The organism is Paenibacillus sp. FSL R5-0713 (genome assembly GCF_037973325.1).
GTDB lineage: Bacteria > Bacillota > Bacilli > Paenibacillales > Paenibacillaceae > Paenibacillus.
Genome location: NZ_CP150229.1, coordinates 3,902,381 through 3,927,743 on the forward strand (window position 1 = coordinate 3,902,381; position 25,363 = coordinate 3,927,743).

Sequence of the window (25,363 nt, forward strand, 5' to 3'; positions counted from 1 at the left end):
TATTTCACAAACTAAACAAAAAAAGAAAAGGAACCTTTCGGCTCCTCACTTTCCCTATATTTAATCACATCGATAACACTCTACTTTTAAAGCACTTTCCAATGTACACCGCCGTCCATCGTTTGCAATAACAACGATCTTTTGGCATCTGTATTCTCAACCAATATCCAGCCTAGCTTGGAGGTAATCATCTGAATCTTCACGATCTCGGGATAGTCTTCAAGAATTTTCTCCAGTACACTGCTCGCAGGAAGAGCGCTCCATGTTTTGCCCGCATCCTTGGTGTGGTAGGTTATGCCCTTTTGCATCGCCCAACCTTCTAGAGCGTTCAGAAATACCGGTGAAAGGTTACGATTCGGACCCGTTTGTTTATTCAAAGTAAAATTGGATAGCTTCCAGCTCTTTCCACCATCTGTAGTGAAAAAACCATTAAATGTCGTGCTCTCCCCTTGAGAACAGGACATTGACATCCAGGCTGACTGTGCTTCACGTCCAAAAAATTGGGGTGAACTGACACTAAAATTACCACACCCGTTGAATTTATTCCGATCAAAGAAAGATGGTCCTTTATCCCAGTTCTCTCCACCGTCTGACGTTACGTACAACTTCGGTGTGCCGAACTCAATCGCCGTCAGGAAACCATGCTTCGGATCGGAGAAGGTCATACCTGTTGTGTATCCACGCTGAGAAATCTCTTCTGCTTTCGGTGTACCATCCCCATCACTCGATGACATCCGGTTCCAAGTGATTCCACCATCTTCGGTAAAGTACAGTTTCTTGTCCTGCTTACCAATAGCGGTATCCACCGTAGTGAGAATCCATCCTTTTTCAGGAGATACAAAGGAGATCGCAGTCACTTTATCCGTCTTGGACAGCGATGACAGACTCCAACTTCCCCCCCCATTGTTGGTACGAAGCACCATGGTGTCTGTTCCACCCATGCCTTCGCGAACAATCCAACCGTGCGTACGATCTACAAAATAAATGCTTTGTCCATATTGAGGGTTAGCCGGAAACTGTACATTTTCCGAAGGTGAAATATTGGTCCAGGTCTTTCCTTGATCCTGTGTATAGTACAGACGCAGCGCATTACGCGTCACCCCCCATGCCAATCCTCCATTGTCATTAAGCAACTGAAAATCGGTCAAACGGGTCTGTATTTGATACTTGGCCATATCCGCAGATTCTGTACTGTTGACAGGGGGAACGACAGTTAATGTCTGCCCTGTATTCCCGGAATCCTCCTGCTGCTGCGGAGGTTCTGCTTCCGGAGGTTGATCTGAGTCGGTGCATGCAGCCAGTAAGGCTGCTATACCTATAGACAGCAATGCTGTCTGCGCGATTTTGATCCATTGCAAACGCAAGTGGGTTCCACCTCTCTCATCCAATATACAGGCGCGCATGCCTGTCCTATGGCGTTATATTTACGATTCATTCAGAATCCACTGCTCCTATTCTACCACAAACCTTGTGTAAAAGGCTCATTGCCCCCTCTAGGGCTGCCCACTCCCTTTTTCCAACTGAAGATCTGGGCTAAGTGTTGCACATTAATTACCATTAATTTCATCCTAAACTGTTTTTCGACGGAATAATTGGTAAAAAGACATGTAATGTGAACTATTTTATAGACAACACTCGCTTTCTATTCTGTAATCCCTTAATATGGATGGGAGTATAACCCAAAAGGAGTGGATGTGAACATGACAAATAGTGCAGCATTGAAACCAAGTCGTGTCGTGATTGTAGGCATGGGTGCGGTGGGAACAACAACGGGATACACGCTAATGCTGAGACAGCGTTCGTCCGAGTTGGTATTTGTGGATGTGAATCATGATAAGGCAACCGGCGAAATGCTGGATATGAACCACGGTCTTCCGTTTACGGGAGGCGTGAAAGTATGGGCTGGCGATTATTCCGACTGCAAAGATGCAGATATCATTATTATTACAGCAGGTGCCTCCCAGAAACCAGGCGAAACCCGGATTGATCTGCTGAAGAAAAATGCAAGCATTTTCAAAGAAATTATTGAGCGTATTACTGAAGTGAATTCTCATGGTATTTTGTTGATTGCAACGAATCCTGTAGATATTTTGTCCTATACTTCATGGAAACAAAGCGGATGGCCTGCTTCTCGTGTCATTGGTTCAGGTACATTGCTCGATAGCGCACGTTTCCGTTACCTCATTGGTAAGAATAAAGGGATCGACCCACGTAGTATTCACGCCCACATTATTGGTGAGCATGGTGATTCCGAAGTACCGGTATGGAGCCTGGCTAACGTTGCAGGAACAGATCTGGAATTGGATGAAGAAACACAGCAGGATATCTTCGACCGTACCAAAAATGCAGCGTATGAGATTATTAATGCCAAAGGGGCCACTTCCTATGCAATCGCCCTTGCTCTGGACCGCATTGTAGCTGCAATTCTCGGCAACGAAGGCTCCGTTCTGAACGTGTCCACGTTGCTTGAAGATTACAATGGCGTATCGGATGTATATCTGGGCGTTCCATGTGTTGTTGATCGCAACGGTGTGCGCGAGATCCTTCCTCTTCCGTTGAATGAAACCGAGAAAGTGGCTTTTCAGGCTTCTGCTAACAAATTAAAAGAACAGATCGCTGGCTTGGAATAATCCGACTGCTTATCATTCATGTCGTGAACGATTAAGCACGTTAACCGTTGTGATTTAACATATCTGTCATACCCAAAGGGACCATTGGAGTCTTCCAGAGAGAAGCTTCAGATGGTCCCCTTTGGTTTGATTTTGATTATAATTATGATTATGATTATGATTATTTAAATTATAAGTTAACATAATATATATTATGTTATTAATTCTCCCCTCCACATGAAAACAAATAAAAGCCTGTCCATAGGACAGACTTCTCTTCAGATTAAATAAGCGTTATTTATTTCTTAATATGTCGGAAGTTTAACGTCAAGCAGAGCCATAGCCTCTTCTTTCTCCCTACTGGTGACATGTGTATAGACAGTTGTCGTTTGAATCGATGCGTGACCGAGCAGCTCCTGCACCGTTCGCAAGTCGGCTCCGCGCCGTAACATCATGGTCGCGAAGGAGTGACGCAGCTTATGACTGGAGTAGTTTTGACGCTGATTGGCTGGTGATTCCTGCTGGAAGCGTTCAAAGGTTTCCGTAGATATGAGCTGAATGCTGCGAATCGACAGTCTCTTTCCTTTTTGCGAGACAAACAATGCTTCCTCTTTCGGTCGCCAAGGTTCCAAACGCTCAGCCATAGCTTGAGACAAGACGTTTGCCACGGTCTCCGGTACAGGTAGCGAGCGCCATTTACGACCTTTACCAAATACATCCAATGTACGCCGCTCCGCATTATAGTCTTTGCAATCCAAAGCATGCACTTCTCCAACCCGTAATCCCATATACCCCATCAGCAGAAAAACAGCCAGATTCCGTGTGCGATACTTGCCTTCTACCGACTCCAGAAAACGTGTCAGCCCACTTTCATCCAGGAAAACGGGCGCACGGTTTTTCTCAGTTTTGGATTTTTTAATGCCAAAAGCCGGATTATTCGTTAACAATTCGAGTTCAATGAGGGACTTGTAAAAGCAGTTCACCGCCGCATGTTTGCGATTTCTCGTGGCATCACTAACCCCACGCTCCCGCGCACGGGACAGAAAAGACAGCACATGCAGCTTTTTGACCTGCTCCAGTGACTTTCCTTGAATGGAGATCAGGAATTCCACCACGTCACCCGTGTATGATTTTACCGTATGGCCTGTATAACCGGCGTCCTTCATCCATATGTGAAAAGCTTCTAGCTCGTCCGCATATTGCTCCTGGATCTCCTCAGTCATCATCTGTCTACGTCACCTCGATTCGGTTAAAATTGGCTCTGCTGAACACAAACCCTATGTTTCTTCCACAATAACAACGTCCATCAGCGGAAGGATCACTTCGGGTTTGCCTTGACTGCGCGTAAGTACAAACGATGGCAATGGATTCTCATGCAGCCCATTCACGGATTCACAGATCTGAGTATACAGATCCATATGCAAAGTCTCACCTTCACCTGCCACATCGATAACAGGCCAATCGTTCTGAACACATGCAGGCCAGTAAGCCAGTTCATTCGCTGGCACGATACTTAATTGCTGAATGGACGGGTCCATACAGTAGATCCCTTGCCGTTCAGGTTCATCACCCAGCTTGTCTACAGCTATCATTCGAGCGGACTGCTTGTCTGGTGCAGAATAGAGTGAATAACACCAGGGAGTCACGCCCCAAGCCATCGCCATCAGACCTTCTTCTAATAAAGTATCTGACAGATCCCCTTCCGCAAATTGTTCAATCAGATTATGGTTACCCGGTCCAATCAGTTCTTCTACACGCTTAGCGAGCCGAGGCAGGTCAGCAAGAATAAATCCTGCTCTACCGTAGGAGTCAAATACATGATGGTTTCTGCTCCATACAGCTTGAGATGGTGAATTCAACGACGCTGCTTCTGCCAGGAAAAGCGATATATATACGGTAATCACCTGCGCGTACTTAACCATGGCAATCTGCTCAGGTTCGAGCGTGCCTTCAGCAATACGGGGTGTTTTCATATGCAGGGAGATTCGAAGTTCGTATTCCCCTTCTGTAAATGCTGACCAACCCAGATGAACAGGCTGTTCAACACCTTCAATTGAAGCAATCGAGATCGTGCTATCTGGTTTCAGGTTAACTGCATATTGTACGTATGCCAGCTCCTGACCATAGATGATATGGGCGTCTTGTCGATTGACGGGTGATTCCAACGGTTGTGCAATGACAGATACTTTACGTCCATCCCTCAAAAGGCGCTGTGGATCTATATCCAACTGTAAGGTTTGTGAAGCCTTCGAATCTGAAACAAGCAACTGAGCCTCCGCCAGTACGGTTGAGTCAGCCAAGGCAAATCCAAACGCTGCATTCTGATGCTCTGAATTCGTATGTAATGGTGTGTTCATGATACATCCCCTCTCTTCTGTCTGATGGCATGTCACATCCCCAAATATATTTCATATTTGGCTTAGCCGCAACCCCGGCTCCCTAATTATGTTAATCATGCCCCTTAATACTTACCCATATATGAAGGAAATACCAACCTTCTCCGGCTGTTATCTCCCTTTGTCCTTCTATATAAAAAATCCCCATCCCGTTTCGCCTAAGCGATACAAAATGAGGAAACTAGAAGATATTTCTCGATTTAATCTGTTCTCGACTTTACTTTACTTATCCTTCGCTCTCATAGCACTGGAGATTCGGCGTGCCGGATTCAGATGACTATAATGGCGTCCATACGCAAAGTAGATAATCAACCCGATGATCAACCAGGCAAAAAACGTAATCCATGTCAGAGCCGCAAGGCGTGTCATCAAGTATACACAGCCCAAGGCACTCAGAATCGGAATCAGCGGCACAAGTGGAACGCGGAAGCCTCGTTTGAGATTCGGGTTATTTTTACGCAACACGATAATACCCAGACTTACGACTGCAAAAGCAAACAACGTTCCGATGTTCGTAAGTTCTGCCAAGTGTCCCAGCGAGATGAACCCGGAGAACAGAGCCACGATAATGCCCGCAACCCATGTCCCAACAGCTGGTGTCTGACTCTTGCCACTAACTTTGGAGAAAACGGGAGACAGCAGTCCATCACGAGACATGGAATAGAGCAGACGTGTCTGGCCATACATCATGACCAGCAATACCGTCGTAATGCCCGCAATCGCTCCAAGAGATACAATCCAGGATAATCCCTTTAATTGAACAAATTCAAATGCAAACGCCACCGGATCACTTACATTCAACATGTTATACGGCACGATCCCTGTGAGAATCAATGATACAACGATGTAGAGCACGGTACAGATCGCCAGTGACGCAATAATTCCAATCGGCAAATCCCGTTGTGGCCGCTTAACCTCTTCTGCAGCTGTGGAGACCGCATCAAATCCGATATAAGCAAAGAATACGGTTGCTGCTCCCGCAGTTACGCCTGAGATACCAAAGGGCAAGAATGGCTGCCAGTTGGTTGGCTCTACATAGAAGACACCCACACCAATAAAGATCAACACCACGATAATTTTAATCGCAACCATGATGCCGTTCGCACGAGCCGCCTCCTTCACCCCTCGGGTTAGCAGGAAGGTAATAATTAACGTAATGACCGCAGCCGTAATGTCAAAATAAGTTCCCTTCTCCGGGCTGAACGCACTCGTCAGTACATGTGGTAACTCCAATCCAAATCCGGACAATAACGTTTGGAAATATCCCGACCATCCGCTGGCTACCGCCGCACTGGCGAATCCATACTCCAATATCAGATCCCATCCCAGAATCCAGGCAATCACTTCACCAAAAGCCGTATAACTATACGTGTACGCACTACCCGATGCCGGTATGCTTGAGGCAAACTCCGAGTAACACAATGCAGCGAAGGCACATATGATACCTGCCAGCAAGAATGACAGTACAAGACCCGGGCCAGCATACGTTGCGGCAGCTACACCGGTCAGCACAAAAATCCCGGTACCAATAATTGCACCTACCCCAAGTGTGGTTAAGTCCAAGGGGCCGAGCGCCCGTTTTAATGCACTGCTGTTATCTCCCTCCGAAGCAATTGGTTTTTTACGAAATAATGAAGATCGATGTTTGTTCTCACGCATAGTCATGTTCCTCTCGTCATGAATCTTGAATGTGCTATGGATGCAGCAGAGATTAAATGGTTTCCCATCTGTTCTATGAAAAAGTCATTTGTTCTATCTTATCGATCACCTATAAAAACCTATCGAATTCTACACGTTATCGCGTTGCTTGGTTAAATTTATTTTTAAGGATCTCTTATTTTGTTCTTTTTTCGCGAAAATTATCATGAACTGTTGCACAGGATTGAATATGAAAATCGATTTAAAACAAAACTGCGTATAATTTATATTATGCGCAGTTTTTATGAGCCTTATTTTCTAAGTAAATCATCTATAACCCTCTGTTATATGAATCCAAGAGAATGAGAGCTTTTTTCGTCTTTTTCCGCTGTCCCTTCCTCCGTTATCCTGTCTAATTCGACGATATGCAAGCATGTAAAAGAGCCACATCGCATGATATGGCTCTTCCTTTCCTCTTTATACAGCTAGAGGTGTATATAAAAATACGAAGTAACTATTTCTTGGCTTTTATGAAAAAGCGAATCAGGAAAAAGCAATTCTCTCCGCGTCTGACATCCGGTACTGGGATAACAAATATTCTTGGCTCTGCATCGCGGTATGACGAATGGCGTCCAAATCAACATGGAGCAGCTTACCCTCTCGCTTCACGAGTTTACCTGCTACAAAGACCGTATCCACATTGGAAGGATTGGCGAACTGAACGACAGCGCCGATTGGATCATGGACGGGGAACAGATTCAGATCCGTAGTACGAATCATGATCAGATCTGCTTCCTTTCCTGGGGTCAACGTACCGACCTTCTGCTCCAATCCCAATGCTTGTGCACCAGCCGAAGTTGCAAATCTCAGTACTTGGCTGGACTGCAAGTTCAATTCACCTGGCATCTCACCCTGCTGCAGAAGTTGTTCGTTGGCTCTGGATCGTTCTGCCTGAAGTGCAAACTTCATCTGCGAGAACATATCTCCGCCTGTGGACGTGACAACATCTACACCTAGTGTAGGGGTTCCCCCATGTTCAAGAAAATAGCCGGTGGCCGGGTATCCATGACCCATCATCATTTCAACCTCAGGTGTGACCGACAGGGAAGCACCGCTATCCGCCAACATTTTATATTCATCCATCCCCATGGTGTTACCATGAACAATATTTACTCGAGGACTTAATAACCCCGCTTCATACATGTGACTAACCGAGCGATCTACCGATCCCCAGCTGCCAAATCCGGCGTGCATGGAACAGATGGCATCCAGTTCTTGGGCCAGCTCGATCTCTTTTACCGTTGTATCCCAATGACTGAACTCTGGACCACGAATAGCAAGCCCATAAGTAAGCAATTGATCCCGTGATGAAAAATAACGTTCTTTGACTCTTCGCACATCGTTTGAATATGTCAGTTGACTATCCCGGTTCCAGTAGTTCGTCTCACCAGGAACTCCGTGAGCAAATACTGCCCGAATCCCCGCATCCTGAAGACCACGAATCAGTTCATCCGTATGGTCTGAGGAATACGGCATGCTCCAATCCAACACTGTCGTAACACCTGCATTAAGCGCTTCCAAGGAACCGAGCAGGTTAGCAATATAACTATCCTGTGGGCGGAGCTTGCTTCCCATCGCACCATAATAGAGATTCTGCAAATAAACAGGCAATGACCAATTGGTTCCCGCTGTTTTGACCAGTGATTCCCACATATGCCGATGTGTATCCACCAGCCCAGGCATAATAATCATGGATGAAGCATCGATGACCTCCACATCCGGAATATCCAGATCGGGTTGAATCGCCATGATTAATGAATCCTGAATTAGAACGTCCGCCCTTTTATACTGTCCAATCCGTGCATCCATCGACAACACGCAGCCATTTTTCAACAGATAACTAGTCTTCACAAGACACATCTCCCATCTATTTTGGTTTGAAAGACGATTACATCCTGCATACGAACCCGTACTGCTTCTGACTATTATTTCGCTAGTATATATACATTATATAGCTGTTGTTAATATTTTTCAATTTTGGGTTTTGCGTTTGGCTCGAAATCTTCTGACCTTCATCAGGTTGCCGCACATCTTATCATCACAGTACTTCTGAGTTCTGCTTCGGGTATCATCATAGAACATCCAGCGGCAATCCGAATTATCACAGATCCGAATTCTGCCCCCTTCTCCCTCCACCAACGTTGTTGCAAAGTCAGCAGCTACCTCAGCCATAACCTGTTGCCAATGAGCTTCTACAGCTATTAGTTGGAGTTTCAGTCCCTGATCAATTGTAGTCAATGTTCTTTTTACATACCCTGCTTCCATAACATCATTCAGCCATTGTTGTTCTTCATCCGTTAATGATGCTCCAGAAGACAAGCGGGCTCCAAGAGCCATCAATTCATTCCTGAAGTCTCTCATCAATAACTCATCTTCTGGAGAAGCAGGAACAGAAGCCTGAAGTTGCCATCGATCCAGAAAATCTCGCTGCCAGTTCGCCTTCCCGAGCCTGTCCTCCGATCGATCTCCCCCACGCCAATCGTGATAATCGCTGTTTACAAAATCAGTCCAAAGTCTGTCCATTGTCTACCTCCGTTTAGTGTAACCATCTTAATTCAATAAAGGTGGTTACACTCTGTCTTTGATGTGTTATATTAAGTGTAACCTCATTAATCAGTTTTAGCTAGTTACGTCACACATCACAATAATACTTAAGGAGGAACGGCAATGACGAAAACAACAGCATTAGATGTGTTACTGATTCAAAAGGATGATACATGGGATCAATGCAATTGGATTGTACCTTTGTCGAAGTCTTTGGAAGGTCTTACAGCAGAGCAAGCCGCCTGGATTCCACCCTCAGGAGGATTAAGCATCTGGCAGTTGGTTAACCATATGTATTATTACAATCATCGCTTATTATGTCGCATGCAAGGTAAAGAACCTACCCTTCCTGCTGTAGACTCCAATGAATACACATTTGGCAATCCTGGGGATGCAACGGATGAAGCCGGATGGAATACACTGATGAAGAGTACAACTCGATTAGCCCAACAGTTGCGAGATCAATTGGCTGCACTTGAAGAGTCAGACCTTGAAGCTGCTTATATGGACTCTGAAGAGAAATGGGCACACGAACTTGCCCGCTGGATACTTCACGATGCCTATCACGCAGGACAGATTGTGCTGCTTCGCAGACAGCAAGGAAGCTGGAAAATCGTTTTCTAAAAAAAATGCTTGAACTGCTAGCGCTTACAGGAATAAGATGAACTTATTAATGTTACAGCTTGTTCAACCCACTATATAATTGAATAGGATCTTCGGGGTAGGGTGCGATTCCCAACCGGCGGTGATGTTCTTCGGAACCAGCCCGCGACTCGCTATTTGTTCTTAACAAAGGACATTTAGCGACTGACTTGGTGTGAATCCAAGGCCGACGGTACAGTCCGGATGAGAGAAGATCAACACATTGACATGCCGTTCACGGGAAGGCCTCTTTCCTGACGCATGTCCTTGGATGAGCCCCCGTTTATTTGGTATATACCAAAACGGGGGCTTTTGTCGATTTTGCCAACTGAAGATTCCGTGTTCTGACGAAGGAGTCCTGAATATGGAAAAGACATCAGCAGCATCACCTGTTTACCGCAAGGAACGAAGTAATACCGGATTCTGGCTTGTAGTTCTCGGCGCCGCTTTATGGGGGGTCGACCCACTCTTCCGCATTATTTTGCTAAATACGATGACATCCACGCAGATTGTACTGGTGGAACATATCATTGTCAGTCTGATCGCCATTCCTGTGCTGTGGAAATTTCGGGCTGATCTGAAAAACCTGCGTGCTCGCCACTGGATTGCCGTGATCTTTATCTCATGGGGAGGTTCAGCTCTCGCAACGGTGTTGTTCACCATGGCACTTACTCATAATGATCCGAACACGGTTCTTTTATTGCAAAAAATGCAACCACTCTTCGCTATCGTGCTGGCTAAGCTGTTATTGAAAGAGACGTTACCACGTCGCTTCGGTGGATTGTTCTTCATCGCATTAGCAGGAACGTATCTGCTCACATTCGGCTTCACATTGCCATTAGGTAACTGGGACAACTGGATTCATGCTGGAAGCTTGTTATCCCTTGGGGCTGCTGCCTTATGGGGAGGTTCAACCGTTATGGGACGATTGATGCTGGGACAGGCGAGTTACGAAACCGTCACCTCCCTTCGCTTTGTCGTTGCGCTCCCGCTCCTTATTTTTATGACGTGGAACGAAGGTGCAGCATGGACATTTCCGTCCGGAACGGGTGAACAGACTGCTGTTATCCTCAATATTCTTGGTCAGGCATTGTTACCAGGTCTGCTAAGTCTTCTGCTGTATTACAAAGGTCTGTCGTCAACCAAAGCTTCTGTTGCAACACTCGCAGAGCTTAGCTTCCCGATGGCAGGTGTGTTGGTGAACTGGATTGCTTTCCGTACACTGATTACATGGGAGCAGTTGCTTGGTTTCATCTTGATCTGGGTTGCCCTCTTTGCCATTTCCAAACAGCAAGAAAGATCATCCACTGTGGCCGATGCCGCACCAAAGCTGCGAACAGAGTAAGGTAATATCCGCATCACATATAGATCAATAATTATCAAATATTAAAAGAAAGCCATTGTACATCGGATTAGATGAGCAATGGCTTTTTCATTTCCACTCCATTGATATGACTAGATCATTTTCTCAATGAGTAATACGAGCTACTAACCCCCTATTTTATTCGATATCGCAACTGATATCGAAACTCCTCCCCTCTTTTCCCTTCAACCTCATATCGAATATGCAAATCATTGCACTACGTCTCTTCTATGTTTTGTCTTTTGTCCAATCCGGTGGTACGATGACATATGGAATAAACAGATGAATTATATTCAGAGAGGAACGATCATAATGTCTTCATTCTCATATACCTCCTACGACGCCGTAGGTTTGGCTGAACTGATCCGATCCCGGGAAGTATCCCCGGTTGAATTGCTGGAAGCGGCGTTTGCACGCCTTGAAGAAGTGAATCCGCAACTCAATGCGGTTATTCGTACATACGAAACTCGCGCACGGGAGGAAGCAAGCTTGGTTCGCCCTGGAGAACAACCTTTTGCCGGTGTGCCCCTGCTCCTGAAAGATATCTCGCAATCCTTGGAAGGTGAATTTCTGACTTCAGGCTCCCGTCTGTTCAGCGAGCATCGGGCATTACGCAATTCCAATTTTGTCACTCGACTCCGTGATGCGGGTTTTATCATCATAGGACATACGAACACGCCCGAGTTTGGCTTGAAAAATATTACGGAGCCCCGCCTCCATGGCCCAAGTCGCAATCCCTGGAATATCAATCACTCTCCAGGTGGATCAAGCGGTGGTGCCGCTGCCGCTGTAGCTTCGGGTATTGTTCCCCTGGCTGGAGCCAGTGACGGAGGCGGTTCGATTCGTATCCCGGCTTCCTTTAGCGGATTGTTTGGATTGAAGCCAACCCGCGGGCGCACACCTGTAGGACCGGGAGTTGGTCGTCAATGGCAAGGCGCATCGATTGATTTTGCCCTCTCTCGCTCGGTTCGGGACAGTGCTGCATTGCTGGATACTTTACAAGTCATACAGCCTGAAGCTGCGTTTCATGCGCCACTCTTTCCAGGCAGTTACTTGGCAGATATGAGCTATCCACATCAACGCAAACTGAAAATTGCATACACAACCGATTCGCCCGTAGGTACACCCGTCAGTCCAGAAGCCAAGGAGTCTGTATTCAAGCTCGTTCGCTGGTTGGAAGAACAAGGTCATCATGTTGAAGAAAAGCTGAGTCCAGTCAACGGCGTCAGATTAATGGAGAACTATTACATGATGAACAGTGGAGAGATGGCCGCGATGATCTCTTCCATGGAACGCTCCATGGGCCGTGCTCTGACCTCCGATGATATGGAGATTGAATCCTGGGTTCTGGCTGAAGCTGGCAAAAAGGTGTCCGCAGCAGAATTTGTACATAGTTTAGCTGAATGGGATGTAGCCGCAGCTCAGATGTCTATCTTGTTTGAACGTTATGACTTCTACGTCACACCTGTTAATGCTTTTTCTGCGCCTAAGATTGGAGAATTAACACCTCACGACGAACAGATCCATAATCTGATGCGAATTAGTGAATTGGACAAGACCCAGCAGCAACAACTCATCTATGAAATGTTTGAGCCCAGTCTTACGTATACACCTTTCACCCAGCTTGCGAATCTGACCGGCCAACCTGCGATAAGTGTACCTCTGCATCTCACACCTGAAGGTTTGCCAATGGGTGTTCAAGTGATGGCAACCAAGGGACGTGAAGATTGGTTATTACATCTGGCTGCACAGCTTGAACAATCAGACCTCTGGATCGGGATGAAAGGTAATCCACTTTTTCCAGCATGAAAACTTCATCTGCTCCGCATACTGAAAACAAAAAGTAGCGGAGGAATGTGACGGATGAATACGAATCAGCGCCATAAACAGTCTTATCGTATCCCTGCCAAAACGGGATATGCTCTGAAAGTAAGCAAAGGTTCCTTACTACGCATAACGGATCTTGAGGGACAACAAGTTATTGATTTTGTGGCGTACGATGCTACAGATGCCAACCATCGCTTGGACCCCGGTGTGACCATGGACGTATTGCGTACTTACCGAATTAAACCGGGACAGTATGTGTATTCCAATCAATATCAACCAATACTCAAGATTGTCCGTGACACCGTTGGGGTACATGATTTCTTCAACTCCGCTTGTCGTCCAGAGATGTATGAGGTGTTATACGATAAAAAGGATCACGCCAGTTGTTACCACAATCTGAACACGGCACTGGAACCCTTTGGGATCTTACCACCGGATCAACACTATCCCTTTAATTTGTTTATGAAGTCCGTTGTAGACAGTGAAGGCAAGATTGATGTTGTAGCTCCCGATTCTCGTGCGGGGGATTATATCGAGATGGAGGCATTAATGGATCTCACGATTGGGCTCTCCGCTTGTCCTTGTGAAGAAAGCTCTTGCAACGGCTACAACTGCACCCCAATCCAATTGGATGTGGAACTTTAACAGAATAACAAGGCCTTGATACAATACGATAAAAAGCAGCTTGTTCTAATTCACTCCTTGCGGGAATACGATGACTTGTACCCATGTTCTGTGACGACTGGTACAATTCATCGAACCCGTTAAGGAGTGAACGTGTTTATGTCTGTACTGTTCAGTTATATTATTCTGGGAATATCATTGTCCGCTCCAATCGGTCCGATTAACGCCGCCCAACTCGACCGTGGAGCCCGACATGGATTCATGCATGCATGGATTTTGGGGCTCGGTGCCATGTTTGCGGATCTGGTGTATATGCTGCTGATTTACTTTGGGGTTGCCCATTTTCTGGACACGCCGTTCATGCGCTCTTTTCTCTGGTCATTTGGTAGTTTTATTCTAATTTACACGGGAGTGGAAACGCTCTCGAAGCTGAAACAGGGGATTCAAGGTACATCTACTGCAGAGGCCACTGTTCAGAAATCTTTTATATCCGGCTTTTTGATGGCCCTGTCCAATCCACTAAATATTTTGTTTTGGCTCGGGATCTACGGCTCCATTCTTGCGACGACTGTGAAGCATACCGACACGGCCCATTTGCTGCTCTACAGTTCAGGCATATTCATCGGTATCCTGGTGTGGGATGTCATTATGGCTGGCATGGCCAGCCGATTCCACAAACACAGTAGTGAGAATGTATTGCGCTGGATCTCCATCATTTCGGGAATCTGCCTGATCGGATTTGGTTTGTATTTCGGGTACGAAGCCGTGCGTTCCATTTTTTTCTGACAATAAAATCAGGCTGGACAGTCACCCAACTTCCCCCACATTAATACTGTAACGGTATCATGTGGAATGGAGTTGGGTATTCATGGCGGAGCTGTATAGTGCCGACGAAATAAATAATTTATATGAGCGTCTTCCATCTTGGCAGCAGGACGCTTATTCGCAATTTGCCAAGATGATCGCCGATGAAAATAACACGTATCCGTGTGTACCTGGACGAATGGGATTTCTGTCAGGACATTTGAGATACGGCTTTACGTGTGACCCTCGTTCAGAACAGGCTGCTGTAGATATGGCCGATCTGCTCAGACAGTATGGTCCTATTTCCAGAGATACCGGTCAATACGCTTCGATGGTTGTGATCTGTGATACGCCAAATGATCTGAAAGAGCATACAACGGTAGAGCAATATCAGACGTTATTCTGGCAAATGCTTAATCGGGTAAGTTCACACGATACCGAGCCGTGGCCTGAACATATTTCAACTGATCCTCATGATTCATCATGGGAGTTTTGCTTTGGCGGAGAGCCATATTTTTGTTTCTGTGCGACTCCAGCACATGAACTCCGAGCTAGTCGGCACTTTCCTTATCTCATGTTTGCCTTTCAACCACGATGGGTATTCGAATCCATTAACGACAACACGCCTCTAGGCCGTAAAATGAAAACTTTGATTCGCAAACGTCTCGCTGCGTATGATGCTGTACCTGCTCACCCTTCACTGATGTGGTATGGTCAGCAGGATAATCTGGAATGGAAACAGTATTTCTTGCCTGATGATGAGCAGACACCTTCCAAATGTCCTTTCATGCGGATGAAGCAAGCTTTAGGTAAGTTCACGAAATAATCCTAAGGTCTGGATGGTGAAGATTCTGCCGATTTGGAGCCACGTACTTTGTGAACAATATATGTGATGATCCCAAGAAATACGACAAGTCCCACACTTGCCAGCAGACCCGTTCTGCTGGCTTTTTCCATCGCTGTTCCGGCCACAGCAGCCACAATGAATACCATGGCAATCCATACTTTGATGCGATTCCATTTCACAGGCTTCAATTTCTTAATGTATGTGATGCAGATAAGTAGCCATGTATACATCAAGACCAGACTACCTGCTGTCGTCACATATTCAAAAAGACTTTTGGGCATCCATAATGCCATCAACGTAGACAGAAGCAATCCGGCCGCTGTGCAACACAATGCCTGAAGTGGCATGTCCTTTTTCCCCCAGGTCTTCGTGAACAGCTTAGGTGCATCTCCATCTTCTGCGAGTTTCACCAACATGGACGTAATGGCATATAGCGAAGCCACCATTGTCGAGAATCCGGCAATAATCAGAATTCCGTTGAGAATGTGAACTACTACGGTTAACCCAATGGTTGACATGGCTTTGACCAGAGGACTTTCATCCGGGGTCAATTGAGCAGAAGGCACAATAAATAGGATCAATGCAATGGCAATCACATAGAGTGTACTCACCGATAATAGCATTACTCGGCCTGATTTCACTGCATCTTTTGGTTCTTTCAGGTTGGCTGCCATCAAGCCCATGACCTCGATCCCGGCAAAAGCAAAGAATGCATAGATGAAACCAGTCCATACCCCTTTACCTCCATGAGGGAACCATTCATTCTTTAATTGTTCGGGCGTCACTTTTACAGGTAACCACCCCAGACAAGCTGCTCCTGCTATAGCTATAAATGCAACCGTTGCAGCAATTTTAATTACAGCAAGGATATTCTCCGTTTTGGTTAATCCCTTCGCTCCCAGTGCTGCAATGAACAGACCTATAGCCGCATAGACCGCAACAAATGCCCACAGCGGAATCTTGGGAAACCAGAATTGAGAGAATAGCCCAAGTGCAGTCAATGAGCTGCCCATGATGAGCATTTCAGAAAACCAATACATCCATCCACTACCAAAACCAGCCCAACGTCCGAATGCTTCGCCCGCATAGGTTCGAAAAGCACCTTCCTTTGGATCATCTGCGGTCATCTGTGCCAGCGCACCAAATACAAAGTAAGTCCCTGCCGCCGCCAGCACCAACAATATAAGCACGGATATGCCAGCCCAATGAATCGCGAGACTGGTTCCTAGAAAAAATCCCGTTCCCAGTGTGCAACCCGCGCCAAATAAAGACAGGCTTACCCAACTTAGTTTTTCTTCGTCGTTTTTACGGTGTTGCTGACTTTTCATGAAGCTCCTCCTTCAACCTGTTCCCCTTACGATTTACAGGTCATGGAGGTTTTATGTCCGTATTGCCAAAAGAATTATTATTAGTTTACATAATACTTAATATGTTATTTTAATCTGATGATGAATATAAGCTATATACTTTTAGACAGCATTCTGAAGAATATTTTCAATCCTATTTAAAATTCGCAAAAAATGTTGTTGACTTCTAACGCTTGGAGCGGTTCTCCTTTTAAACATGTTGGAGCGTTAACGAAACTTTATGTGATATGGTAACTAAGGTGAAAAAACGATCTTTCTATTGTGAATTTTTCATATGTTGAAATATTATAATAAAGTTGTTGTTTCATTCGTATCGAACGCAGACTTGATATTTTTCGTTTGATCTCAACAACTCCAGCTTCTTTGAAAAATTTATTTGTTTATCAAACGAAAGGTTCCCATCCCGTTCTTGGACTGATCTCTTTTCTTTTATCCTTTTTCACCTGTTTTCTGACTAGGCTGATCTAAACATGATTGCCTGAAGTTTTCGCAGCCCTGTTCCGAATCTATTGTGAATTTTTCATATGTTGAAAATATTTTTGTAGGGTATAAAAAAAGCCGCCAAACTGGCGACTCCCTAAAATATATGCATTTTATTAAGTCCGGCCAGTCCAATCTGCTCCGGCGATTTCTTTCCATCGTGCTCTAATCTCATCATATAATTCCTGTGGTAGTGGCCCTTTGGCCACAAGGTCAGCATTTTGCTGCCAGCGATTGGGCTTGGCTGTTCCTACAATCGCTGTATCTACGCCTTCCGTACTTAGTGTAAAACGCAGTGCAGTTTCTACCGCTGCCCGGGCATCTTCACCCAGAAAACCATATTTAAGCTCGCTTAAACGCTTCCAATATACATAAGGATATGCTTCTTCGGAGAGCGTTTCAAACGTCCAGGCCACATTAGCTATGGGCCTTTTGGCGATTACCCCCATATTTCTCTTTCTCGCCTCGGGCAATGTCAGTTCAATCGCTTCCTGATCTGCTATATTTAATGAAGTCTCCAGGCTATCAAATACTCCGGTCTGAATTGCATATAACGCATCGGTTGTATCGCCACTATATCCGATAAATCGGGTCTTTCCTGCTTCCTTGGCACGTTGCAGTACTTCGATTACTGCTCCTTGTCGAAGAACTTCTTCAGAACAGCTATGCAAATGGATAACATCCACATAGTCTGTTTTCAACCGCTTCAGACTACGATCAATCGTCTGCGTCAGTACTTTAGCATCCCAATCCGGACCATCAATCCCGGCAGCATGTCCACATTTGGTGAACAAATAGTAGTCACCGCGCCGATGTGACAACACCTCACCAATTAACTCCTCGCTATCACCATAACATTCAGCCGTATCAATCACATTTAATCCCGCATCCAAGGCACTATTCAGCAATTTTTCAACATCGCTTCTGGATGAATCCCGGATCTCCGACCCACCGAATCCAAGTGTGCTTACTTTCATACCTGTGTTTCCGTAATTACGCGTTTCCATGGTTATCTTCCTCCAAGTTCAGTGAATTGGGTACAGATAAATAGAAATATAGGTTAACATCCCTTATGTTATTACCCATGTGTTGGTGATGCCACCCACTTTTTCAGACTCTTACCAACTTAACTCATCTAAAATCCGTAGATCGACATCCCACCGTCAACCAACAACGTTTGACCCGTTATATATCCGGCTGCATCTGATGCTAGGAACACAACCGGCCCTACCACTTCTTCCAGTTCACCCACTCGCTGTAGCGGTGTGCGGCTCACAATTTCCTGTAAATACTGTGGATCATCCAGCAGTTTTTCGGTCAGCGGTGTTCGGAAATACCATGGTCCCACTGAATTGACACGGATGCCATATTTCCCCCATTCCAATGCGAGAACTTTGGTCATATGAATCAATGCAGCTTTGGTCGCACCATATACGACACCTGTTCGTAGAGCTGTGTGGCCGCCTACCGAAGAGATATTGATGATCTTCCCACCCTCGCGCTCCTTCATATGCTGACCCGCCAATTGCGAAGCAAAGAAAGCGGATTTTAAGTTTGTCTGCATGATGGTTTCCCACTGCTCGTCCGTAACTTCAAGTGCTGGTGTCCGTATGTTCATACCTGCGTTATTCACCAGAATGTCAAGACTCCCCATCTCCGAGATCGCCTCTTGAAACGTCTCTTCCATTTGTTCTCTTGAAGTCACGTCTGCAGTTAGAGCGAGCGCTTTACGCCCTGTCTGTTCATAAATGTAAGCGGCTGTGTCCTCAATTTCTTTCATTGTTCGGGATACAAGTACAACGTCACTGCCTGACTGGGCAAGTCCAATCGCAATTGCTTTTCCGATCCCTCTCCCTGCACCTGTCACCAGTGCTGTCTGTCCATCGAGATGGAATTTGGGTACGTTCATGTGACTCACTCCTTCATTAAATTCTTCATTTAAGCAGAATGCTTTATATGTAAGTAAATCCCGATTGGGATCAGGTTACAAAATACTGGCTTGGATTACCCAGTTCCGGATGGAATTTCTCTCGAAAACGGCCTCCCGTATAATCTCCTATAATTTTTCGCCAAAACGCCTGTGCAATGACATTGTTACGAACCTGAGTCACTTTCCACCTTCCTGGAAAACGTTTAAACAACTCATAGGCTGCCCGAGTGCCCACGCCACTGCGCCGATATTTTTGCATCACAAAAAACTCAGTCAAATAGTAGTCATTATCCTTGCTTCCAGGTTCCAATTTCTCCACCAGAGCAAACCCTGCAGGTGCCCCATCACTTGTAATCAAAAAAGGAAATTTGCGGTCTTCTTCTGTCCAGAATGCCTCTAGACCGGGATATTCAGGAAAAATGCCGTTACTGTCCACATCAATATTCAGATATTTGGTAAAATCATAGAGATAAAATTGCATTAAATGCCGAATCACCTGACTGCGTTCACGGGGAACCAGCTCTATTTTCATATTCATCCGGTTCACCTCCTCTGCTCTACGTATACTGATTACTTTAAAGGTTTACGCGCCGAAGGGCAAGGAAGCATCCCATACTTACGCCTACTTTGGTGAACAAGCTGTGAGCATGTAAATTATGGTACACTAGAGAATAGAATACGATTAGATTGAATATTAATTTATATGTTTTTTCACATGGAGGTGTCGAACTTGACCAACGTGCAAAAAGAGATTGATCGACGCAAGCTGGATGATAAACTACCTTCCATGCCTTGGTTCGTTCAGCAATTCATGGACTACAAGCTACCTGACCTGTCCCCCTCTACCCTGCTCGAATATCTGAGAGATTATGAAGCTTTCTTCGGTTGGTTGCGAGCAGAAGGGCTGTCCGAGGCAAGCTCTAATAAAGATGTAACGTTGAATGAACTGGAAGTCCTGCGCATGGATTCGGTTACCGCCTATCGGTTATTTCTCACAACCAAACGGGAAGGAACCAATTCTAGAATCACCGTCTCTCGCAAACTCTCTTCCCTTCGCTCTCTTTTTCATTACCTGAGCCAGATTGCGGAGGATGAAGACTTCTACCCTTTGCTGAAGCGGAACATTATGGCCAAAATCGAGATTAAACGAACCCATAAACCCAAAGACACCGCTGCCAAACTCAAAGGTAAAATTCTGGAGGAAGAGGAACTGCTGGAATTTATCGGATATATCCTTGAAGGTTATGCTGTCGATATGGAGAAGAACAAGCAGGCATTATATTCCCATGAGCTCAACAAAGAACGGGATGCCTGCATCGCCAGCCTGATTCTCAATTCAGGTTTACGGGTATCGGAAGTTGTGAACCTGAACGTCGATGACCTCGATCTGAATAACAAACTCCTGTATGTATATCGTAAAGGTAATAATGATGAGACGTACAAAACACCCGTTTATTTCAGGGAACAGGCCAAGGACGAACTCGCGAACTATATGAACTTGCGGCAATCACGTTACCGTACGCCCAAGCGGGAGAAAGGTCTGTTCATTGCTTTGCGTAACGGAGATTCAGAAGGAAGCCGAATGACCAAAAGAGCGATTCAGGCCATGATCATGAAATATGCCAAACGTTTTGGCAAACCCTACTTGACCGTGCACAAATTGCGACACTCATTCGCAACCGACTATTATTTGCAAAATGATATCTACAAAACCAAGGAGCAGCTTGGACATGCTTCTACGGAAACAACCGAGATCTATGCTCACCTTACTGACAAAACGATGTCCGAAGCCATCGAACGTCGTACGGACGATGGGATGTAACATCTTAAACAACATAAAGCAGCAAAGCGCTTCAAGGATGAGGATCGGAGAAAGGCCTGCTGCTTTTTTGATGAATTCTTCTTTTGCTAATATAGATGTATCTTGATTCGAAGTGACCTTATAAACAATTTTAGTTTACATAATAAATATTACGTTATAATATTTCTCCTACCTTACCCACGTAACTACTCATTCGCTCTTGACCCTCTCTAACAACGATTGAGCTATCTCCTGCGTTTCATGAACGGAGTACCAAGTCATATCTCTGCTTACGATGCTCAGCTCCATAAACTTCTCTGAAGATAACCATGAGATTATACCCACTACCCCTTCAAGCTGATCAACCAAGGTCAGATGCTTCTCTTCCCGAACCATCACGAATTTGGGATAAGATGTATCCTTGAATCCTTCGATCACAATCCAATCATACCCGGACAGATGACTTAACATATCCTCCAACCTGGTTGCTTTTCTTTCCATAATTGCAGTACGTTTCTCTGACATGACAACCACAGCCGCGGCCCCTGCCTCCCCAAATTGATATGAATCCGTTCCTTGTTGATCCATCTCAAAATGATCGTGTCCATCATGCTTAATCGCCGCTACCTTAAGTCCCATGGAAGAAAAGTGCCCGATCAATGCGGCTGCCAGGGTTGTTTTGCCCGTATTTTTGTATCCGACAATCTGTATAATATGTGGTTTGGTATTACTTATTGTCGTCATCGATCAACTACCTCACATGACCTGTGGGCAGTTTGAGAATACGTACCTGCTCACCCGCAGGAATACCTTTTTTCTCAGGTGGAACAACAATCAGGCAATCACTGTCCTTAATGGTGATCATCACACTGGACTCATCTACACGGGAAGCAGCCGGTATCGCGTACACCATTCCGTTGCGGATCTCTGTACGTCCACGTACGAACCGTGTAAAATTGTTCACTTTCGTATATTCTTCTTCCAAAATTGCAGTCCATTCTTCCAAATAAGGATGAGCATCCGCCTGCATGGAACGAATGGTTGGGCGAACAAAGAGACCAAAACCCACAAAGCAAGCCCCCGGGTTACCCGAAAGTGCAAAAAGTAATTTATCTTTATATACAGCAGCTGTGGTTACACTTCCTGGTCGCATCGTCACTTTGTTAAACAACATCTCCACATGTTCTTCCAGCACAAGTTCGCCCATAATATCATAGTCCCCGACAGAGACACCACCTGTGGTCACTACGATATCATTATCTTGAATGGCTTCTTCCAGTTTGGCTCTTGCCGTATTCACATCGTCCGCAATTGAACCATACATCACAGGCTCTCCACCGGCTTCAACGACCAGAGAGCGCAGCATGTAACTGTTACTGTTGCGAATCCGACCTGGTTGTAATGGCTCATCCACATCAAGCAACTCCGTACCTGTTGCGAATATAGCCACCTTTGGACGTTGAAAGACGGGAACTTCTGCTATGCCAAAAGTAGCTAACACGGACTGTTCTCCTGCTCTGATGATTGTTCCTGCTTCCAGCAGATGCTGTCCCTCTTGGACTTCCAGTCCGATTGGTGTGATGTTAGCACCCGACAATATGTGCCGTTTCAATGCAATCCACTGTTCCCCGTTCTCAATCTTGCTCTCCGTCATCTCCATCATAACTACCGCATCTGCACCTTCCGGAACCTGTGCACCCGTCATAATGCGAGCGGTCGTACCTGACACAATGGTGTGGTCCGAGGTGTAGCCGCAAGGAATTTCATCAATTACACGAAACCAAACTTGATGATCACTCGATGCTTCTATGGTATCTGTACTTATAATTGCGAATCCATCCATGCCTGATCTCCGGAAGAATGGATACGGATGAGGTGCCTGAATGCTCTCTGCAAGAGTACGTCCATGGGCAGACTCAAGGTGAACTTTCTCTATAGAGCCTGAATTTACGTGTGCTGCTACTTTGGCTTGAGCATCCGGGACCTGTACAGCTGTACGGTTGAACTTGGCAGTTGTCATATCATGTGAATGTGAGTTCAGTTTCAAAAGTATTCTTACCTCCTAGAGACATATCATCTTTTAAGAAAGTGTAGCCCGAATGCTGTAAGATAACAAGCACATCAGTTAATTGAATCCTGTGACAAAATCTTATTTTCATACAGGTGTAACATTCGTCGACCTTATATTTAACATGAAAGGACTCTTGTCTGCCCATAATATAATTTACAAAAGGAGGTAATCATCATGGATGACCAATGTGAACTATGCGGAAGAGAACCTGTAGACACGACCGTTCATCATCTGACACCCAAAGAAATGGGAGGAACCTTTCTGCCTACGGCCAACTTGTGCATCCCTTGTCACAAACAGATCCATTCGCTATATACCAATCGCGATATTGTAACGCTTGGTCTTACGGATCTGCAGTCCTTGAGACAGGATGAACGAATGGTTCCATTTATCCGCTGGATTCGCAAACAACCTGCTTCAACCATTCCCCGTGTACGTAAATCCAACCATGTTCGCAAATCGTAAACCAAAAAGAACAGCTCCAAGGTAAATGTGCCGGCAGAGATAAATCCGCCTTACCTTTTCACTGTTCTTATGAATTGGACTATTTGAGGGTTGGTTACCACGCTTAGGATTAGATTATTATCTACGCCTCATAATGCGGCCGCCGCCCACTCTAGTTTTCGGTTTTTTGTAGGATTTTTTGGGTGAATCAAACAACCCGCCCAGACCACCACTGCTTTTGTTGCGATCAATGGTTCCCTTGCTCTGATCCTTGTTGCGGTTGAATAATCCTCCGCCAGATCCCACACTTGAATCTTTATCACTTCCGCGCCTTGTAATCGTACCTTTCCGATCGACAGTAATAGGTGGTGCAAGCTTCTTGTCATTACTTGTCGGCGCACGGTAAGATCCTGCACTCGGTTTATACGTATCTTTATTGGTATATCCCCGATAGTTGCCATAACCTCGCCCGCCAAACGAATCAAAAAGATTACCAATTAATGTAGCGGTCAGGTAGCCTTGTAGAAAAGATGAATCGTAGTTCTGTCGAACATATTCTTTGGAGTCCACCTCAACCAAGGTATCCTCCGGCTTGTTCGGGTCTTGTTGCAGGTGATAATACTCGTCCTGATACACGAGGAACATACGCTCTGTGTTCTCTGCCGAGATCTGATCCGGTTGCCTTTGGTCAGACAATTCCTGAGCCACTTCCGGAACGGTGCGGTCCGAAGCCCGGTACACATAAGACGTTGAGTTACCACTGCCGTTAACCGATTCAAGCGGGTATGTGTCCTGAACAGAAGGTGCTCCGCACGCGGACAACAGAGACATCACAAGGCTGAGGACCAGCATTAATTTTAATCCATGTGCCAAGCGTTTTTTCATTGGAACCTCTCCTAGCTCGAACGAATCACTTTGATATCCGCAGGAAGAATGGACTCACCCTCATACAGTGTAAATCTTCTGTCTTGCCACTCCACGCGAAGAAGCATATTATCATCGGACTGATACTGCCATACCAATTGTTCCCCAGCCTGGCCATACGGTGTTCTGCCTGCTGTTGACACCATTCCTCCATACTCTTCCTCCAGATGATATGCGCGTCCATCCAGATCCAACAATGTAGGTACTTCATCAGGTGCATCAAGCCTGCCATCAATGGGTGTATATAGGGCGTAACGTGTGAGTTCCCGTTCTTCGATATGCAAATATCGAAATGCGGTACCATCCTGCAGGGTGAGCACAACTGCATTTCGAGCGCGATTTTGTACCCGACCAACGACTTCATAAGTGACGAGAGAAACCTCACAGATATCACCAGGTGCAAGCTGAAGCATGGTTTTCTCTGCCTGCGGTGGTTCAGGTTTCGTTAGTATTCCTTTAATTCGTTTCCATACACTCATGAGAATTACTCCTGTTCCTTATCTTATAAACAAGCTGCAATAATCAGTGCGCCCACGATATGTAAAGCGCCAGAGAACAACCCGTATCCTGTCTTACCTTGCTGAATTCCTGTATCCAGATCGAGATTGGCCCATCTGCGAATCATAAAGTGAACGACACTCTCCAGAATCAACAAAATGATAAAGGATACCACGGACACCAACAACGCTTCTCCAAGATGACCAGCCGTAGAAATGGACGTAGCAAGTACATAGCCTTGTGCAAATAATTTCATCACCATACGAGTGGTAACCGCCATGTTGCCAGCCTTAACTTCAGCAAAATCCTTATATTTCGTGAACAGTGAATCGACATACATCAAGACAAACAGCAAAACCGAACCAGATACCGTCCAGACCAACATCGCCAAAATGTTCAAATCCATTTACACAGCCCCCACATCTCAACATGAACCGCATTTAAAAGCGAAGGAGAAACATTCTTCTCCTCCGCTAGTTAACCCTGCTGACAAC

General features: G+C 45.5%; 24 protein-coding genes and 1 riboswitch. Of the genes, 9 read left to right on the forward strand and 15 right to left on the reverse strand.

Features of this window, described 5'->3' with window-relative positions; all coding sequences use genetic code 11:
* Nucleotides 1–86 precede the first annotated feature (86 nt).
* Entirely contained in the window at nt 87–1,364 is a 1,278-nt protein-coding gene (locus tag MKZ12_RS17265; RefSeq protein ID WP_339255788.1) for a YCF48-related protein, read from the reverse strand.
* A 336-nt stretch (nt 1,365–1,700) separates the two neighbouring features.
* Here MKZ12_RS17265 and MKZ12_RS17270 point away from each other — a divergent pair, with 336 nt between their 5' ends.
* Nucleotides 1,701–2,630 carry an L-lactate dehydrogenase gene (locus MKZ12_RS17270; protein ID WP_253437053.1) on the forward strand — a complete coding sequence of 310 codons (930 nt, stop codon included), beginning with the start codon at nt 1,701–1,703 and terminating at the stop codon, nt 2,628–2,630.
* A gap of 284 nt (nt 2,631–2,914) precedes the next feature.
* Here MKZ12_RS17270 and MKZ12_RS17275 read toward each other — a convergent pair whose 3' ends face one another.
* The 5 genes from MKZ12_RS17275 to MKZ12_RS17295 form a co-directional block, all read right to left on the reverse strand.
* Entirely contained in the window at nt 2,915–3,835 is a 921-nt protein-coding gene (locus tag MKZ12_RS17275) for a tyrosine-type recombinase/integrase (protein ID WP_339255789.1), read from the reverse strand.
* A 51-nt stretch (nt 3,836–3,886) separates the two neighbouring features.
* Nucleotides 3,887–4,966, reverse strand: a complete 1,080-nt coding sequence (locus MKZ12_RS17280; protein ID WP_339255791.1) for a hypothetical protein — start codon at nt 4,964–4,966, stop codon at nt 3,887–3,889.
* A 261-nt stretch (nt 4,967–5,227) separates the two neighbouring features.
* On the reverse strand, nt 5,228–6,664 hold the full coding sequence (locus MKZ12_RS17285; protein WP_339255793.1) for an amino acid permease: 1,437 nt from the start codon (nt 6,662–6,664) through the stop codon (nt 5,228–5,230).
* A gap of 522 nt (nt 6,665–7,186) precedes the next feature.
* A complete protein-coding gene (locus MKZ12_RS17290) occupies nt 7,187–8,563 on the reverse strand; it encodes an amidohydrolase family protein (RefSeq protein WP_339234388.1) in 1,377 nt (458 codons plus the stop codon).
* 111 nt (nt 8,564–8,674) lie between these two features.
* Nucleotides 8,675–9,226: a CGNR zinc finger domain-containing protein gene (locus MKZ12_RS17295; RefSeq protein ID WP_339255795.1), complete on the reverse strand. Its 552-nt coding sequence runs from the start codon at nt 9,224–9,226 to the stop codon at nt 8,675–8,677.
* Nucleotides 9,227–9,370: 144 nt separating this feature from the next.
* Between MKZ12_RS17295 and MKZ12_RS17300 the strand changes: the two genes are divergently transcribed.
* The 6 genes from MKZ12_RS17300 (at nt 9,371) to MKZ12_RS17325 (ending at nt 15,333) form a co-directional block, all read left to right on the forward strand.
* Nucleotides 9,371–9,871, forward strand: a complete 501-nt coding sequence (locus tag MKZ12_RS17300) for a DinB family protein (protein ID WP_339255797.1) — start codon at nt 9,371–9,373, stop codon at nt 9,869–9,871.
* 84 nt (nt 9,872–9,955) lie between these two features.
* A riboswitch (FMN riboswitch) is annotated at nt 9,956–10,109 on the forward strand.
* Nucleotides 10,110–10,253: 144 nt separating this feature from the next.
* Nucleotides 10,254–11,234, forward strand: coding sequence for a DMT family transporter (locus MKZ12_RS17305; protein ID WP_339255799.1), 981 nt, complete (start codon nt 10,254–10,256; stop codon nt 11,232–11,234).
* A gap of 330 nt (nt 11,235–11,564) precedes the next feature.
* Entirely contained in the window at nt 11,565–13,061 is a 1,497-nt protein-coding gene (locus tag MKZ12_RS17310; protein ID WP_339255800.1) for an amidase, read from the forward strand.
* A gap of 54 nt (nt 13,062–13,115) precedes the next feature.
* Nucleotides 13,116–13,724 (forward strand): urea carboxylase-associated family protein, encoded by a 609-nt coding sequence (locus MKZ12_RS17315; protein WP_339255802.1) that lies wholly within the window; start codon nt 13,116–13,118, stop codon nt 13,722–13,724.
* Between the two features lie 138 nt (nt 13,725–13,862).
* Nucleotides 13,863–14,489 (forward strand): LysE family transporter, encoded by a 627-nt coding sequence (locus MKZ12_RS17320; RefSeq protein WP_339255804.1) that lies wholly within the window; start codon nt 13,863–13,865, stop codon nt 14,487–14,489.
* Between the two features lie 82 nt (nt 14,490–14,571).
* Nucleotides 14,572–15,333: a YqcI/YcgG family protein gene (locus tag MKZ12_RS17325; RefSeq protein WP_339255806.1), complete on the forward strand. Its 762-nt coding sequence runs from the start codon at nt 14,572–14,574 to the stop codon at nt 15,331–15,333.
* 2 nt (nt 15,334–15,335) lie between these two features.
* Here MKZ12_RS17325 and MKZ12_RS17330 read toward each other — a convergent pair whose 3' ends face one another.
* The 4 genes from MKZ12_RS17330 to MKZ12_RS17345 all read right to left on the reverse strand — a co-directional run bounded on the left by MKZ12_RS17330 (nt 15,336) and on the right by MKZ12_RS17345 (nt 19,669).
* Nucleotides 15,336–16,682, reverse strand: a complete 1,347-nt coding sequence (locus MKZ12_RS17330; protein WP_339255808.1) for an amino acid permease — start codon at nt 16,680–16,682, stop codon at nt 15,336–15,338.
* 635 nt (nt 16,683–17,317) lie between these two features.
* Entirely contained in the window at nt 17,318–18,208 is an 891-nt protein-coding gene (locus MKZ12_RS17335) for an aldo/keto reductase (RefSeq protein WP_339255810.1), read from the reverse strand.
* A 128-nt stretch (nt 18,209–18,336) separates the two neighbouring features.
* Nucleotides 18,337–19,110 (reverse strand): glucose 1-dehydrogenase, encoded by a 774-nt coding sequence (locus MKZ12_RS17340; protein WP_339255812.1) that lies wholly within the window; start codon nt 19,108–19,110, stop codon nt 18,337–18,339.
* Between the two features lie 70 nt (nt 19,111–19,180).
* Entirely contained in the window at nt 19,181–19,669 is a 489-nt protein-coding gene (locus MKZ12_RS17345; protein WP_017688107.1) for a GNAT family N-acetyltransferase, read from the reverse strand.
* 177 nt (nt 19,670–19,846) lie between these two features.
* Between MKZ12_RS17345 and xerS the strand changes: the two genes are divergently transcribed.
* Complete coding sequence (gene xerS, locus MKZ12_RS17350) at nt 19,847–20,953, forward strand: tyrosine recombinase XerS (protein ID WP_339234415.1); 1,107 nt, start codon at nt 19,847–19,849, stop codon at nt 20,951–20,953.
* Nucleotides 20,954–21,142: 189 nt separating this feature from the next.
* On the opposite strand, the gene mobB is transcribed toward xerS, so the two are convergent.
* Both mobB and glp read right to left on the reverse strand, forming a co-directional pair.
* Nucleotides 21,143–21,676, reverse strand: coding sequence for a molybdopterin-guanine dinucleotide biosynthesis protein B (gene mobB, locus MKZ12_RS17355; protein WP_339255814.1), 534 nt, complete (start codon nt 21,674–21,676; stop codon nt 21,143–21,145).
* Nucleotides 21,677–21,683: 7 nt separating this feature from the next.
* The gene (gene glp, locus MKZ12_RS17360) at nt 21,684–22,952 is read right to left on the reverse strand and encodes a gephyrin-like molybdotransferase Glp (protein ID WP_339243112.1); all 1,269 of its coding nucleotides are present in this window, start codon (nt 22,950–22,952) and stop codon (nt 21,684–21,686) included.
* A 225-nt stretch (nt 22,953–23,177) separates the two neighbouring features.
* Here glp and MKZ12_RS17365 point away from each other — a divergent pair, with 225 nt between their 5' ends.
* The gene (locus MKZ12_RS17365) at nt 23,178–23,468 is read left to right on the forward strand and encodes an HNH endonuclease (RefSeq protein WP_339234420.1); all 291 of its coding nucleotides are present in this window, start codon (nt 23,178–23,180) and stop codon (nt 23,466–23,468) included.
* A 117-nt stretch (nt 23,469–23,585) separates the two neighbouring features.
* Here MKZ12_RS17365 and MKZ12_RS17370 read toward each other — a convergent pair whose 3' ends face one another.
* Genes MKZ12_RS17370 through MKZ12_RS17380 form a run of 3 tightly spaced genes read right to left on the reverse strand, consistent with a single transcriptional unit; the run spans nt 23,586 to nt 25,275 of the window.
* Nucleotides 23,586–24,332 carry a DUF4247 domain-containing protein gene (locus MKZ12_RS17370; protein WP_253437105.1) on the reverse strand — a complete coding sequence of 249 codons (747 nt, stop codon included), beginning with the start codon at nt 24,330–24,332 and terminating at the stop codon, nt 23,586–23,588.
* Nucleotides 24,333–24,343: 11 nt separating this feature from the next.
* Nucleotides 24,344–24,850 carry a DUF4178 domain-containing protein gene (locus tag MKZ12_RS17375; protein ID WP_076317633.1) on the reverse strand — a complete coding sequence of 169 codons (507 nt, stop codon included), beginning with the start codon at nt 24,848–24,850 and terminating at the stop codon, nt 24,344–24,346.
* Nucleotides 24,851–24,873: 23 nt separating this feature from the next.
* Nucleotides 24,874–25,275, reverse strand: coding sequence for a DUF350 domain-containing protein (locus tag MKZ12_RS17380; RefSeq protein WP_017688100.1), 402 nt, complete (start codon nt 25,273–25,275; stop codon nt 24,874–24,876).
* Between the last annotated feature and the right edge of the window lie 88 nt (nt 25,276–25,363).